Annotated in this window: 11 protein-coding genes; 8 read left to right on the forward strand and 3 right to left on the reverse strand. The window is 35.8% G+C overall.

The window, feature by feature from the left end; genetic code table 11:
- The first annotated feature begins 82 nt into the window (after positions 1–82).
- The 8 genes from gcvH (at position 83) to H1R81_RS06495 (ending at position 6,490) form a co-directional block, all read left to right on the forward strand.
- Positions 83–460 (forward strand): glycine cleavage system protein GcvH, encoded by a 378-nt coding sequence (gcvH, locus tag H1R81_RS06460; protein WP_181839840.1) that lies wholly within the window; start codon positions 83–85, stop codon positions 458–460.
- An 82-nt stretch (positions 461–542) separates the two neighbouring features.
- Entirely contained in the window at positions 543–1,823 is a 1,281-nt protein-coding gene (locus H1R81_RS06465; RefSeq protein ID WP_181839841.1) for a dihydroorotase family protein, read from the forward strand.
- 19 nt (positions 1,824–1,842) lie between these two features.
- Positions 1,843–2,373: a DUF4199 domain-containing protein gene (locus H1R81_RS06470; protein ID WP_181839842.1), complete on the forward strand. Its 531-nt coding sequence runs from the start codon at positions 1,843–1,845 to the stop codon at positions 2,371–2,373.
- A gap of 52 nt (positions 2,374–2,425) precedes the next feature.
- Positions 2,426–2,941, forward strand: a complete 516-nt coding sequence (locus H1R81_RS06475) for a DUF4199 domain-containing protein (RefSeq protein WP_181839843.1) — start codon at positions 2,426–2,428, stop codon at positions 2,939–2,941.
- A gap of 3 nt (positions 2,942–2,944) precedes the next feature.
- Positions 2,945–3,667, forward strand: a complete 723-nt coding sequence (gldF, locus tag H1R81_RS06480; RefSeq protein WP_181839844.1) for a gliding motility-associated ABC transporter permease subunit GldF — start codon at positions 2,945–2,947, stop codon at positions 3,665–3,667.
- Between the two features lie 23 nt (positions 3,668–3,690).
- Positions 3,691–4,479, forward strand: coding sequence for a PhzF family phenazine biosynthesis protein (locus H1R81_RS06485; protein WP_181839845.1), 789 nt, complete (start codon positions 3,691–3,693; stop codon positions 4,477–4,479).
- A 193-nt stretch (positions 4,480–4,672) separates the two neighbouring features.
- A complete protein-coding gene (gene queA, locus H1R81_RS06490) occupies positions 4,673–5,725 on the forward strand; it encodes a tRNA preQ1(34) S-adenosylmethionine ribosyltransferase-isomerase QueA (RefSeq protein WP_181839846.1) in 1,053 nt (350 codons plus the stop codon).
- A gap of 78 nt (positions 5,726–5,803) precedes the next feature.
- The gene (locus H1R81_RS06495; RefSeq protein WP_181839847.1) at positions 5,804–6,490 is read left to right on the forward strand and encodes a 2-C-methyl-D-erythritol 4-phosphate cytidylyltransferase; all 687 of its coding nucleotides are present in this window, start codon (positions 5,804–5,806) and stop codon (positions 6,488–6,490) included.
- A gap of 2 nt (positions 6,491–6,492) precedes the next feature.
- Here the strand turns inward: H1R81_RS06495 and H1R81_RS06500 are convergent, their stop codons facing one another.
- The 3 genes from H1R81_RS06500 to sprA all read right to left on the reverse strand — a co-directional run bounded on the left by H1R81_RS06500 (position 6,493) and on the right by sprA (position 15,376).
- Positions 6,493–7,293, reverse strand: a complete 801-nt coding sequence (locus H1R81_RS06500; RefSeq protein WP_181839848.1) for a hypothetical protein — start codon at positions 7,291–7,293, stop codon at positions 6,493–6,495.
- A 1-nt stretch (position 7,294) separates the two neighbouring features.
- Positions 7,295–8,011: an SDR family NAD(P)-dependent oxidoreductase gene (locus tag H1R81_RS06505; RefSeq protein WP_181839849.1), complete on the reverse strand. Its 717-nt coding sequence runs from the start codon at positions 8,009–8,011 to the stop codon at positions 7,295–7,297.
- A gap of 69 nt (positions 8,012–8,080) precedes the next feature.
- The gene (gene sprA, locus H1R81_RS06510; RefSeq protein WP_181839850.1) at positions 8,081–15,376 is read right to left on the reverse strand and encodes a cell surface protein SprA; all 7,296 of its coding nucleotides are present in this window, start codon (positions 15,374–15,376) and stop codon (positions 8,081–8,083) included.
- Between the last annotated feature and the right edge of the window lie 145 nt (positions 15,377–15,521).

Below are 15,521 nucleotides of genomic sequence, written 5' to 3' on the forward strand. Positions count from 1 at the left end.
TTTATTTTTTTATTAGGAATTTTTCAAGTTTCCAACAAATCTACTAACTTGCGCTCGAAATAATAAACCCCTTCACAATAAAATGAATTTTCCTTCAGATTTACGCTATACCAACGAACATGAGTGGATTAAGTTAGAAAGTGATAATATTGCTTTGGTAGGTATTACTGATTTTGCACAAGGCGAACTGGGTGATATTGTTTTTGTTGAGATAGAAACAGCAGGGCAAACACTTGGAGCGAATGATATTTTCGGAACAGTAGAAGCTGTGAAAACAGTTTCAGATTTGTTTTTACCTGTTGCAGGAAAAGTATTAGAAGTGAATCCTGCGTTGAATAACAATCCCGAACTGTTAAATTCGGATCCTTATGGTGAAGGCTGGTTAATAAAATTAGAAGTCTCAACACCAAGTGATATAGATACTTTGTTAGATTCTGCCGCATATCAAAATATTATCTGAAAATATGGCTATGATAATTGAATCGAAGATATTTTAAATGGAGATGCCCTATTAAGGGCATTTTTTTTGAATTTTTTAGAAAATGAAAACTTTGCTTAAATCTGTAAAGATAATTGACAGGAAATCTGACTTTAATGGTCAGATAAAAGATATATTAATAATTGAGGGGAAAATCAGCAAAATAGCTGATAAAATTGAAGATGAAGGTGTTAAAGTTATTGAAGGAGCAAATCTACATGTCTCAACAGGTTGGATAGATATGCGGGTTTCACCGAAAGATCCTGGGTATGAATCTAAAGAGGATTTAACTTCGCTATGTCGGGCAGCGGCAGCAGGCGGATTTACAAAAATTGTTACTTTACCAAATACAAGGCCAACGGTACAAACCAAAGAGTCAATCGCTTATTATAAAGGGTTCTCTAAAACTCAAGTAGTAGATATTCTTCCGGCTGCTGCAATTACTAAAAATTGTGAGGGAAAGGATTTTACAGAAATGCTTGATTTGCACAATGCAGGTGCAATAGCTTTTACAGATGGAGAGCATCCTTTATGGAATGCGGATATTTTACTTAAAACGTTACAATACTTATATCCTATTAACGGTTTCCTGATGAATCGGCCAGAAGAAACCACGCTTACCCTATTTGGCCAAATGCATGAGGGTATTGAAAGTACCCTGTTGGGGATGAAAGGGATACCATCAACGGCAGAAGAGTTAATTGTAATGCGGGATTTAAAACTTTTGGAATATGCTTTCAGCCAGGTTTCAGAAACAGGTAAAAATGCGGTTTTACATTTTTCTACTATCTCGACCAAACGAGCGGTCGAATTGATTCGTGAAGCTAAAGTAAGAGGGCTCCCGGTGAGTTGTGATATTGCTGCGCATCAATTGGCCTTTACAGATGCAGATTTAAAAGAATTTGATACGAATCTGAAGGTAAATCCTCCTTTCAGAGAAATAAATGATATAGAGGCATTGCAAGAAGGATTGGCGGACGGAACAATTGATGTGATAGTTTCAGACCATAATCCGCAAGATGAAGAGTCGAAAAATCTGGAATTTGATATGGCTGATTTCGGAATAATTGGCTTAGAAACTTCATTCGGAGTTGCCAATACCTATAGTAAGTTATCAGTTGAAGCTTTAGTTGACAAATTGACGATTAATCCGGCTAAACTCCTACGTCTATCAGAAGAAACTATTAAAGAAGGGGAAATTGCGAATATTACCATTTTTAACCCAGACCTGGAATGGACATTTATGGAAAAGGACATCCGTTCAAAAGCTAAAAATACACCATTTGTTGGTCGTAAGCTTAGAGGTAAAGTTATTGGGATAATAAACAAAAATCAATTCGCTTAGTTATTTGAAATAATAGGTTATGTTAAAAAACAGAATTGTCAAGCACTCACTTTATTATGGATCAATTGCTGCATTGATATGTATTATTGTTGCGTTAATTCAGTTTTATGGGATCCATAAAAGTCCATTCGGACGATACAAACTACCTGCATTTGGAATTAATGTTTTGTTCATATTAATAGCAATATGGACCTATCGGGCAACCAATAGAGGGATTCTGACTTTTACAGAAGGTTTTTCAGTCGGATTTCTGACTAATCTCTTTGCTGCTTTTATTACCGCGACTTTTTATTATATTTTTTTAAAGTTTGCTGGCGATGAAGCCATTCTGCTTTGGGTAAAAGAAAATGTAGAAGCAATTATGAAGATAAAAGATAGCCATATTAAAAATTTTGGATTAGAGGACTTTTCAAGTCTATTGAAACAGGCCAAACAGGTGCCTACTGCCGGATATGTGTTTTTAGATGAGTTAGGTAAAAAGCAGTTGTGTATTATAGCTGCAAGTATTATTTCATTGATTTTTAGAAGACATACATATACAGTTTCATAAATTTTCAATAAATTTATTTTCCTTTTTTTATCACCTTAATCTTATCAACAATATGGAAAAACCGTCAACCGCTCGTATCGCACTTAAATGGGGAATCATCACTTCAGTTGTGGTTATTATTTATAGTGTTGTTTCATTTATGACAGGCTTATTCAAGAATTCTGCTACCTCTTACATATCATTCTTGTTTTTGTTAGTTGGAATTATTTTGGCATTAAAGGAATTTAAAACTCTTAATAATAATTTTATAGGTTTTGGAGAAGGTTTAGGCGTCGGAACCTTAATGAGTGCTGTAACAGGATTAGTTGCTTCAATTTTCTCTTTCGCTTATATTATGTTTATTGATACAACTATCATGCAACAGATGGCTGATCTGCAAAGAGAGCAGTTAGAATCAAGAGGAATGACACAAGAGCAAATTGAACAGGCAATGGAAATGGTTAGTAAATTTACGAGCCCAGGCATGATATTTATTTTTGGTGTATTAGGATATGTATTTTTTGGGTTTATTTTCTCGTTAATAGTATCAGCAGTTTTAAAGAAGGATAAACCCGAAATGAATTTTTAATAAATGCTTACTATTTTCAGAAAAGAATTAAATAGTTTCCTTAATTCATTAGTTGCTTATATTGTAATTGGAGTTTTTCTGGTATTAGCCGGATTATTTACCTGGGTATTTGAAGGAAATGTATTAGATTATGGGTATGCTGATTTGAATATTTTTTTTCAACTGGCACCATATATCTTTATTTTCCTTATTCCGTCTATAACCATGCGTTTATTTTCAGAAGAGTTTAAGTCAGGGACTATTGAACTACTTTTTACTAAACCACTTTCTGACTGGCAAATTATAACAGGTAAGTTTTTAGCAGCATTTGTGCTAATTATGGTTGCCATTTTGCCAACTTTCGTATATTATTATTCTGTAATCGAATTGGGTAATCCTAAGGGAAACGTTGATACTTCAGCTATTATAGGTTCATATGTTGGGCTCTTCTTTTTAGGGGGTGTTTTTGCAAGTATTGGGTTGTGGGCTTCATCTCTTACCGATAACCAGGTGGTGGCTTTTATTATAGGTGCAGTGAGTTGCTTTATTTTATACGATGGGCTACATCAGTTAGCTCTGTTATTTAATGGTCCAACCCAGTTTCTGATTGATTATATAGGGTTGAGTTATCATTATGAATCTATTGGCCGAGGATTGATTGACTCGCGAACGATAGTTTATTTTCTCAGCGTGATAATACTAATGTTGTATCTGACTAAAATAAGGGTTTCTCTAAAGAAAAATTAAACTAAGGAATATTACTGTTTATTATGCAATTACCTATATATCAGGTTGATGCCTTTACAGACAAGCTTTTTGGAGGCAATCCCGCAGCAGTAATTCCATTGAAGCAATGGTTGCCGGAAGCACTTATGCAAAAAATTGCTTTAGAAAATAATCTATCTGAAACCGCTTTTTTTGTTTCTGTCGATAATGGGTTTCATATCAGATGGTTTACTCCAACTATAGAGGTAGCACTCTGTGGACACGCAACCTTAGCTACTGCATATGTGGTTTTTAATCTGTTGAAATATCCTTCAGATATAATCACTTTTGATTCTCAAAGTGGAATCTTAAAAGTGAGAAAGGAGGGTAAATTGTTAGAATTAGATTTCCCTGTTCAAACTGTAACGCCAATTGAAGCTCCTTCGGGGCTTATTGAAGGAATAGGAAAGAAACCGAATGAAATTTATAAGGCAGGCGAAGACTATCTATTAGTTTATAGTTCTCAGAGTGACATTGAAAACATTTCACCTGATTTTGGTGTTTTAAGATCAGTGAAAACCCGTGGAATAATCATAACATCAAAAGCTAAATCAAAAAAACTTGATTTTGTCTGCCGTTTTTTTGCTCCTGCCTCAGGGATCAATGAGGATCCTGTAACAGGTTCAGCTTATACTAAATTAATTCCATACTGGGCTGATAAATTTGGAAAGAAAGTTTTTGAAGCCGAACAGATTTCTGCAAGAAAAGGTAGTTTACATTGCCGATTGGCTGGAGACAGGGTATTAATTGGCGGACAAGGTAAATTATATATGAAGGGAAAGATTATAGTTTAATACCTTTTTTAAACATTTCTTCTAAAACACTTGACACCCCCTATACCGATTTATTACCTTTGCGACCTAAAAAATTCGAGGTAATTAATATTTTTTTACCTCTATTTCTCCATGAAGGAAAAATTATATCCCCGATCATGAAGAAATTCAACAAAAAATTTTCCGCTTTGAGTGGAATTGGGGAGTCTATAAAATGAAACTTTCAGAATTTAAATTTGATCTACCGCATAGTCTCGTAGCCATGTACCCTCCTGACCAACGTGACGGAGCTCGTATGATGGTGGTAAACAGAAAAACCAAAAAAATTGAGCATAAAATGTTTAAGGATATCGTTGATTATTTTGGTGAAAACGATACCTTAGTCGTAAACGACACCAAAGTTTTTCCGGCTCGATTATATGGCTCTAAAGAAAAAACAGGAGCTAAAATCGAGGTTTTTTTGTTACGAGAACTTAACCGTGAAATGCGTTTATGGGATGTGTTGGTTGACCCAGCAAGAAAAATCAGAGTAGGTAATAAATTATATTTTGGAGATAGTGATTTGGTAGCAGAGGTAATTGATAATACAACTTCACGCGGGCGTACCATTCGTTTTTTATTTGATGGTTCGCATGAAGAGATGATGAAAGCCATTCATGAATTGGGCGAGACTCCTTTACCAATTGATGTAATTAAAAGAAAAGTTACGGATCAGGACAGAGAAAGATACCAGACTATTTTTGCCGATAAGGAGGGAGCCGTAGCCGCACCAACTGCTGGTATGCACTTTACCAGAAATGTACAACGCCGTATGGAAATTAATGGAGTAAATTTTTGCCCGGTTACGTTGCATATCGGTATTGGAACTTTCAGACAGGTTGATGTTGAAGATTTAACTAAACACAAAACAGATTCTGAGAATTTTTTTATTCCTGAAAAAACCTGTGATATTGTGAACCGATCAATTGATAAAGAGGGTAAAATTTGTGCAATCGGAACAACTGTTTTAAAAGCCCTTGAATCATCGGTATCGGCGAGCAATCACTTGAAACCGATTGACAACGGTTGGACAGATAAGTTTATTTTTCCTCCTTACGATTTCAAAATTACGAATGCTCTATTAACGAATTTCCATTTACCAGAGTCGATTCTGATTATGATGGCCTGCGCCTTTGGCGGGTATGAACTAATTATGAATGCTTATAGCGAAGCTATTAAGGAAAAGTACAAATTTTTTACTTATGGTGATGTGATGTTAATTCTTTAAGACATACTATCAGCTTTGTAATAGAACCGGGAAGTGAATATAGTTTTCATTTCTCGGTTTTATTTATATAATAATTTCATGGAAAAACAAAAGTTCGCAGTTTTAGTTGCAGGTGGAAGTGGAAACCGAATGGGTAGTGAAGTACCTAAACAATTTCTTCTTCTAAACGGAAAACCTATCTTGCTTCATACAATTGAGCAGTTTGCTAAGATTGCAGGGATCAAGATAATACTGGTTTTACCTGAAAAAGATATTGAATATTGGTATGAAATTACTCAACAATATTCCAGTGCTTCTTCAATAGTCTCAACTGTAAAAATTGTGAAAGGTGGCAAGAGCCGGTTTCAGTCTGTGAAAAACGGGCTTAAGAGTGTAGCACCAGATAGCATAGTGGCGATCCACGATGGTGTAAGGCCCTTAATTAGTATTGAAATAATTGAAAAATCATTCAATGTAGCAAATGAATCGGGTAATGCTGTTACTTGTGTTCAATTAAAGGATTCTATTAGAGAAATAGGAGAGATGGGGGAGAATAAAGCTGTTGAAAGGAAGAAGTTTCGTTTGATGCAGACTCCGCAGACTTTTCAGTCTGAAATTATTACTAAAGCTTTTGAGACAATTGAACAACCTTTTTTCACTGACTGCGCCAGTGTATTGGAGTTTGCAGGGTTTTCGATAAATCTTATAGAAGGCTCTTATGAGAATATTAAAATTACTACTCCAGAAGACCTTCTTATAGCAGAGGCTTTATTAAAAAGCCGATAGGTTTACCGGCATTGATAAGAGAATGTTGAAAGATTGGAAATTGTGCTTGACAAATCTTCACGTATTATTTTTATTGTTTCAGGGAATCCATTTTGATTATAAACTAATTCTCTTTTAGTTCTTTGGCTGACAGATTCTTTAAATTCTGTTTTATCGAATAAATAAACTTTAGATGATACTATATTATGGTCGCCAAATGGTACAAAGGTATTAAGCGGACGAACAATCCAATAAAATTTTATTTCCGGTATGCCTGAAAAGAAATTATGCATTTCGTCAAAAGTATGTTCTGTTATACTTGGAGTACTACCTAAATCTGATCTGAAAATAAGTTGAGGATTTCCTTTATTATCGTATTCGATATTTCGATTGATCCCTAATAAATATCTACTTGTAATCTCTGTTGGAAGGTTTTTAGCATTATATTGTACAGCTATTTCATCTTCAATATTTCCATTGGTTGTTTGAATAATTTTAGTCGCATTGCCACTATTATCAAAACTGGCATCAAATCGTTTAATCCTTGTTGGGTTTGCTTCGTCTCGTACGGCTTTAACCTGGCCTTTTGAATTGTACTCAAAAAATATAATTGCTTTGTTTAGTGTATCTTTATTGACGTTAATATCAAAACTAAGCAATTTTTCTATTCTACCATTTTTTAATGTAATATTGTCATAATGAAAACTTCTGTTTATCGGATTTTCCTGAATAAATTTCTCTAACTGGCAAGCGGCAAAATCTTCATTTTTTTTACATGAGGACATTACAACAGAAAAAATAAGTAGATAGAAACTGCCTTTCATTTCAGAAGATTTTTACGAATAGCCATGTTGGTAATAATTTCATCAAAATTGCTAATAAAAAATACCTTTTCGTAATGTACGCAACTTTTTTTTTCGTTTCTATTGCCCTTGCAATCTGAGTAGCCGCTTTCTGAGGGCTTGCAACCCAAAACATACCTTTGTTTTGTCTGGTCATCGGAGTATCAACAAATCCTGGTCGAATATCTGTTATTGAAATATGGTGTCTGTATTTTTCTGATCGAAGTCTGAGCCCTTCTATATAGTTTGATATAAAAGCTTTTGAGGCATGATATTCAGGAGCATAAGGGCTTCCCTTCAAGGCAGCTAATGATGAAATACCAATGATATGGCCACTTCCTTTATTTTTAAAATAATGATATGACCATTGAGCGATCGCTGTAAAACCTCTTACATTAATATCAATAGTTTTTATTTCTTCTTCAAAGCTTGCCTTAACAAAACCTACACCGGCATTAATAACAACCCTATCGAAACCTCCGTGCTTATCGGCTAAATATTCCATAGTCAGCCTTGCATTATCAATTTCAGCTACATCCATTAAAGAGATGTGAATTTTTCTCTCAGGATAGGTATTACGTATTTCTTCAAGGAGCGATATTCTTCCGCCTGTAATTGTTACTTCATGACCTTGATTTATATATAATTCAGCTAAGGCTTTTCCGATGCCTGTGGTTGCACCAATGATAATGATTTTCATAAAATGACAGATAAAAACAAGGGCTAATGCAAGAAAGCAATAGCCCTAATATAAGATATATTTCAGATATTACTGATCTGACAAACTGAATCTGACATTTATACCTCCGGTGGTTGTCTTTCTTGGAAACGAGAAATTAGTCACAAAAGGGGTATTATTCATGTGTTCGACATAGAAATTTAATAATACCCTCTTATTTACCTGATAGGTAATTCTTGGTCCCCATTGCAAATTATAGTTACCCTGTGTTGGCTGAGGGTCTCCATCTAAACGTCTCTGAATTGCTTTTACATCACGAATGGTAAATGAGAATTGCAAGTTCAAGTCATTTTTTAGTGTAATGACTTTACCATCTCTGCCTCTTAGGGGTAGTTTTACTCCACTTTTTTTGAATCCGAAATTGAATACAAAATCATCGCTGCTATATTCTGCTACTTGTGCGTTTGAGAGGTTTAACACTGCTCTACGTTCTCTGTTATAATCAAACCGTCCGGATATTTTGCTTTTAGTAGTAAATTGAACTCCGATAAAAGGCGCAAATTTCTCTTCGAGAGAGATTGTTGTCATGACAAGCGCAGGAAGATAAAGACGCCCGTTGGTTGTACTTACATCTTTATTTACAAGACTGGCTAACGGATACCCTGCTACAGCCCAGTCAATTATTCTGGAACCATTATTGCCATTATATTCAAGTGAAGATGTATAGCTACCAACATTATAATTTGCTGTGTAACTATGGCTAATCGAAATTGAACTGAATATTTTGTTAAAGGGTGCTAAGTTTGCCAAGCCACCATAATCAATTCTCCAGTTAGGCATTGGCATTGTAAGCTTATGTTTAGAGAAAGGGAATCTATCAAGGTTGAGGTCTTCTGCTTTACGCCCACTGTAAGCAGCAATAAATGATGGGATAAGGACGTCTTGCGAATTTTGATCATAGGCACCTTTTTCTCCGGTGGAAGAAGCTTGCCTGGCATTTAGTATTTCAATGAATTTCGCCCGGTTAGCTTTCATCTGTTCAAAAACTTCATATTTGTAGTTGTCCTCAACATCCATCGATTTAAAGAATGTTCTGAAACCCCAGAAAGACATACCAAAATTACCACCCTTAACCGGACTCTTTCGTTCAAATTTCCGCGTTAGTGAGTCAAAGACAAAATACTCCTGATAACTTTCTCCTTTACTGAAATTGCCACTAATCTGCATTCTGAAATCTTTAAACGGCTCGATCGTTGTTCGATAGCTGAATTTGCGCTGAACTGTCTGGGTAAACGGCTGTGTCAACAGGGTTGTTTTAGATAACCACCCTTTTTCTTCAGCTTTATCAATAAACTCCCGACCTTCTCTGTATTGATTTCCCATCACAAATCCAACACTTTCTTTAGTAAAGTAAGAATCTGCCAGACCGAGAAATCTTGGTGCTGGGTTAAAGCCGGGAAGAATTGAGGTCTCAAGTATGGAATAATCATAGTCAATTCCTCTTACAGCCATCAGTAATCTGGTAAATGCTTTGGCTACATTACTTGGCGGAACTACAATGTCTTCGTCATCACCCGGGTTTCTGGTAAATCTTTTTCGTTCAGCATTAGGGCTATTTGCAAATTTGAGGTACTTAACTTTATTGTATAATTTTACAAAATCTATTTTCCCTCTTACTCCAGATTCTCTTCTATTTCCGATAGTATTTCCAAATGGTACACCATTTTCATCAGCTATATTATAAGCAATTGCCTGATAATTAAAATTATTATTGTATTTGGCATCTGCTGTTACCCAATCTAACAAGAAGAATTTGTCAAGTGGCAGCCTATAGGTGAAACGCATATCCTGATTAAAATTCTTTGCCCGGCCAAACCTGAATAGGTTATGTCGTAGTGAATCAGCTTTCTCTTGCGTATTTATGTCTCCATAAGGCTCATCAATGACGGCATTCATTGTGGCAGAATAATTAAAAAGAATACTCTTTGTCAGATTCCACTGTAAATCATAGAAGCGGTTCATTAAGAAGTATTTCTCGAAGTATGGAACAGCCCCGTCAGTTGTAAAATCAGCATTTCTTAGTAAAGTTCTGGCAAAGCTCCTGTCAAAATCAGTTCTGAATGCCAAAACGGTTGGTATTGGAGATAAATTGAAATCTTTCAGCCAGTATAAGAATGGCCGTTCAAGGCTTTTGTTATTTTTAAAGGGCTCCCAATTTATTTGTTTTGGTTGGTACTGATATGTAAAACCACCCTTATATTGATTCAGAGAATAGTCATCAATTAATATATTACTTCTGTTTACATTATTTTGGGCATAGGTAAAAGAGAAATTTTCTACATCATAAAAATGAGGCAATGCGCCTTCTTTTGTCTTTACTTTGCGGACATTAGAAAAGTTAAATCCCTTTCTCACACTATTGTCAATTACCATTCTTCTATATGCTTCTCTTTTAATAGGGTCATCAATATTATTGAGTGCATTTTCTAATGGCATATCAGGATCAAGTGGGTTGAAATGCGGAGTGACCGTTTGTTGGTCAAAATTAATAAAGAAAGGTATTTTGAGACCCCAGTTTTCAGGGAAGAATTTATCTAATTCAATGTTAGAGGCAATACCAATGCCTTTACCTGTTTCGCGTGCACGTTCAGAAATTTTATCCTGTACACCACCAAAGCCAAAGGTTTTTAGGTTTGCATTTATTGAAACTGTGGCAATATCTGCTAATTTAATATTAGCGGCTAAAAGCCCTGCATCGCCAGAAGTCTGATCAAACCCATATGCCCTTAGTTCGTCAACCCATATTGTATAAGTATTTGGCTGTTCGTCAGCAGATTTAGGATTCCTTAATCCCACCATAATTGTCATAACCGCACTTAAGTCTGGATTTCCAACAACTGTTATCTTGTAGGAATTTTCGTCTGTACCATCTTCAATTGTGCCTGTTGTAGTTCCTGAATAAGGTTCTGTTATATTGATTGCTCTTCGGTTCCGGTCGCCTTTCAATGCTACTAAATCTTGTAGAGCTACATCAATAAAATTCTCTTTTGGCCAGATTACATTTTCATCTATAGAGCCGTTGGGTGTAATTTTTAATTGTGGAATTTCGATTTCATAATAATGCTGGCTCAGATCCGTTCCTATTCTTATAAATGCACCACCCACTGTTTTTTCATCACCTGCATCATTTTCTGCATGGATAAAGAGTCTTAATCTTTTATAATTAAGCATATCGACTCTTGTATTACGGAAAACACCTCTTGAATCGCCATCCCGAAGGTTCGTTACGGCCAATGACATTGACTGCTCATTGAATCTAACATTGAACTGTTGTTGGGTAATATCCTGATCTCTTATAAACCCGGGGGGTACTTTATAAGGAGTCTTACCATCTTTAATATTACAGGTTTCTCCGTCATTGGCACATCCATTTTCTTCAATACTTACAACTCCCATTTTAAATTTGGCGTCATAAGGTTCAGGAATTTCGGTTAAGCCAGTATGAGTAAGGCTTTTATCATAAATACGATATTGGTTAGATTCTAACTGAAGAGACGCAAAACGCAAAACAACAGGTTCCTGAAATTCAGTTAAGACCATTCGCATAAAACGAATGGATTTGAAACCATTAATATCTCCAAATTTGCGAGTAAACTGCTTCACAGGGACACGGAAAAGATACCATGTTGCATTAGTATTAGGAACGGTAACCTGATCAACTATAAAACCACTACCAACTCCTAATCTGTTTGGTGCCAGATCTATTTCATATTCATAATAATTTTCAACATCATTAATCGTATTATCGGCATTAATATCTTCTTTATCAGGAGTTACGGAGTTAGCTAATGTTGGGCTTGTTGTGGAAGTTGTATTACTTTGAGGAGAGTTATTCTCTACGCCTAAATAATTTTTATAACGCTCAAGTAATGATTGATTGGCGGTAAATGTAGGGTCAGTAAAGAATTTAAAATCATCACCAGAGGGGTCATTTACAATCTTCTCTTTAGCAGTAGGGCTAATATTAAGAGCATTCAAATATTTTGCAATATGATCAAATGTTCTTTCCTGTTCATTACTTAGCCCGTCTAAACCTACGTCCTGTTTTGCTCTTGAACCTTCTTGGTTATCGAATGCATCAGTCATAAACTGTATTTTAGGAACAAAGCCCCATTTAGTCTGGTCAGGTTTTGAAAGGTCAGATACCTTATCATTTGCAGGTAGTCCATTTTCAAAACTATTTCTTCCATCCGGAATAAAATCTTCAGATATATCACCTAAATGGAATTTTAGCTTACCACCTGACACATTCGCTTTGTTGCCGTTTGGCGAGCCATCCCTTACAACATCTTTAAAGGGATCGAGCATCCAGAAGGTAAGATATTCAGTATTAGCATTATCAAAGTCATTATCAGCGGTAATTCCCCGCATAATTGATCCAAAGTTTTGTTTCGGATTTGACAAATAACCATCATTAGTAAGTGCAGGATTATAGTTATACATTCCTCTTTCGGAAGGAAAGTATGATACATCTAATACATTAACAGGTACTCCTTGGCTAAAAGTTGGGATAGAACGTCCTGGGAAAATCTGTTGCGGACTAAAAGCTCTTTCGTATAGGTTATTGTTAGCAGCCTCTTGAACTGCCGGTGGTAAAACGTTTCCGGCACCCCCAAACCCACTTTCTAAATAGGTGGTTTGATCGATATTATAAACAGAAATCTTTGCTCGTTTATAGTTATAATCAAAACCAATAGAGTTGCCATGAAATGCTTCAGGGGCGCTTCCTGGACGCCATCTATTGGGTTGACGGGTAAGGTCATTTATATTTCGTGTAGCTTCAAAATCATCAATCATGGCATTGCCATTGATACGCTTATTGTTTACAGCCGGAAAGAGTTTGGCGTATTCAGCTGTAAACTGAATAGAAGACATTTCTTTGGTCTGAATCAATGGTAATGCATCTAAAAATCTTGTTAGGAATCTGGCATCTTTTCGGTAGTTAATATCAAGCCCTACGATAGTGTTATTGACTGGTTCCTGACCGATAGCAATGCGGGTCATAAATGCTGGAGTGCTTTCACGCAAGGTCATTGCAGTTGCTCCAATATGAATGTCTTTGCTTAAGTTATAATCTAATCTTGTACCCAGCATCATTCTAATCTGAGTATTGAACAAATCGGGACGTTCCCATTCGATTCTAATCTGACGGGCTGAGTTCAGCACGCTTTGATTAATAATCTTTATTCTACCCATTTGTGGCTCGATAGTATAATCGGCTCCTTCCTGTAATTGAACACCACCTGCAAAAATTCTAACTGATTGACCTGATGCTCCCAAAGGAAGCATGATTTCTGAAGAATTACTGGCCTGTAGACTACCCCTGATAAAGAACTTGTTTTTTGTAGTTACCTGTTGGGCGTCTGCTAAAGTGGTTCGGTATAGTTCACTAAAAACATATTTATCTTTTAAAACCTGTTCATCAACGGCAAACTTTGATGATAGATGAGAGCCAAATGGCTCAAGTACCGGGAAAATCAGCTTGCCCATTTTTGAATCTATGGTAATGTCTTCAACAAAGTCAAAATTACCATCGCCACCGGGTTGAGGATCATTATTAGGATTGAGATTATCGAGATTCATTACCCTTACCAGTGGAACATCTTTTAAAGTTTTGCCTTCCTGCAAGTTAGGGTTATCAATTCCGGTGCGGTCATCTTTATAAATAATTCTTAGCTGAAAGCCTTGTTTGCCAACCCCTGGAACACCCAAAGAATAGATGTTTTTCATCATCAGATCCCACATTGGCGCGGAAGTACGATTACGGATAGTTGAAGACTTTAGTAATTTCAGCATAACAGCTTCATTCTCAGATCGTATCGAATAATCTTCTGTTAATTCTCCCACTTTGTAGTTTTGCCCATTATAGGTGTATTCGTATGCTACAGCCAGAATTTCATCATTACGAAGTGGGGTAACCAATGAAATGTATCCTAATTCAGGGCTAAATTTATATTCTCGTTCGGTCAAGCGTTTTGCTCCTCTTAAAATCTCATAGTCGATACCTTTTTTTAGGTTAAGTGCATTTAATGCAGGCGCTGATAGTGTATCATCAAGCCTTCTGAAATTAGGATTATTAGTAAGTTTGTTATAGAGGTCACTATTTTGCTTATTATCTACAAAATCGTAAGTTCCATTCGTTTTCTTGTCACCCAAATCAGTAAACGCAATCACATTACGCATGGTTTCAACTGTATTGGTTCGGTTTGTGACATATACTTCCAGTCTTGTAATTTTTACATTAGAAAGTACTAATGGCAAATTACGTAATGCTCTCTCATAATTACTTCTGAAAAACTGTGCTAAAAAGAAATGTCGGTTTTCTTCATAATTATCTGCTCTGATTTCAAAAATGCGGTTTTGAGTACCTCCGTTAAGGATAATTGACTCTGTCTTGGACCGTTGTTGAGCTACTACCTGAGTAACGTCTAATTTGCCAAATTTAAAGCCAGCTTTTATACCAAAAAGATTTTGAACACCAGGAATTAACTGACTTTTAACAGGCATAGTGATGTTGCCTGCTTCAACTTTTTGAAGAATATCTTCTGGTTGGTTTTTAAAGTTCAGTTTAAGTTGGTTCTCAAAATTAAATGCGGCTTTGGTATCCAGATTTGTCAGCATTCCTAATTTCTCACCAATCTGGCCGTTGAAATTAATATTGATTTGTTCGTCGAAATTAAAAAGAGTCTGACGTCGCTGAATAATAGGGAGTACAGGGTTATCGATAAATTGATGAATAAGCTTGAAATCAAGCGTTACGAAGCCGTTAGGCTTTAGTTTGTCAATCATGTTACCCCCAAAAATTCTGTCCACAATCGGATTTTTCTGTAGTAAAGGCCTTAGACCTTTTTCAGTAGTTGCGCTTTTCCCGTCTGCTAATTCTTCATATTCTCTCAATATACTTTTTCTTACATAGGCATTCTGAATACTTGAATATTCATTAAATGTTAAAGCTTGAGGAATTTTATAATCAATTCCTTTTCCGGCCTTTTCCGAAATTGATATATCTGTAGAGCCCGGAGAAAGACTAAAATCTGTAGTGATATTATTAGGGTCTTTTAAATAAAATGGTGACTGGGGAACCGCCTGCGCATAACGATTCAGATAACGATCCTGCCAGCGATAGGCAGGCTGACTGCCTGTACGGGTAATTATAGTATCTTTTTCCGGAACTGCTAAAGAATCGGTACGGGTAGTATCAGCTTTAGTTGTCGTATTTCTTTTTTTGCCTAATAATTGAGCGTCCGCATTCTCACTTAGCAATCCAAAGCTGAAAATTAAGATAAAAAATAGTAAATAATTTTTTACGAATAGCTGTCCGAACATAAATTTTTAGGGAGTATCAATAGGTACTTTACACTTAACGACTAAAATCTTGCCAATAGTCTGTAAGAAATACGAAAAATTGCAGGCTTTTTATTTAATGGTTCGATAAGCATATGAGAATGATTATCTAATAATTTTTAACGAA

The sequence above is a fragment of the Emticicia sp. BO119 genome (assembly GCF_013912375.1).
In the GTDB taxonomy this organism is placed as follows: domain Bacteria; phylum Bacteroidota; class Bacteroidia; order Cytophagales; family Spirosomataceae; genus Emticicia.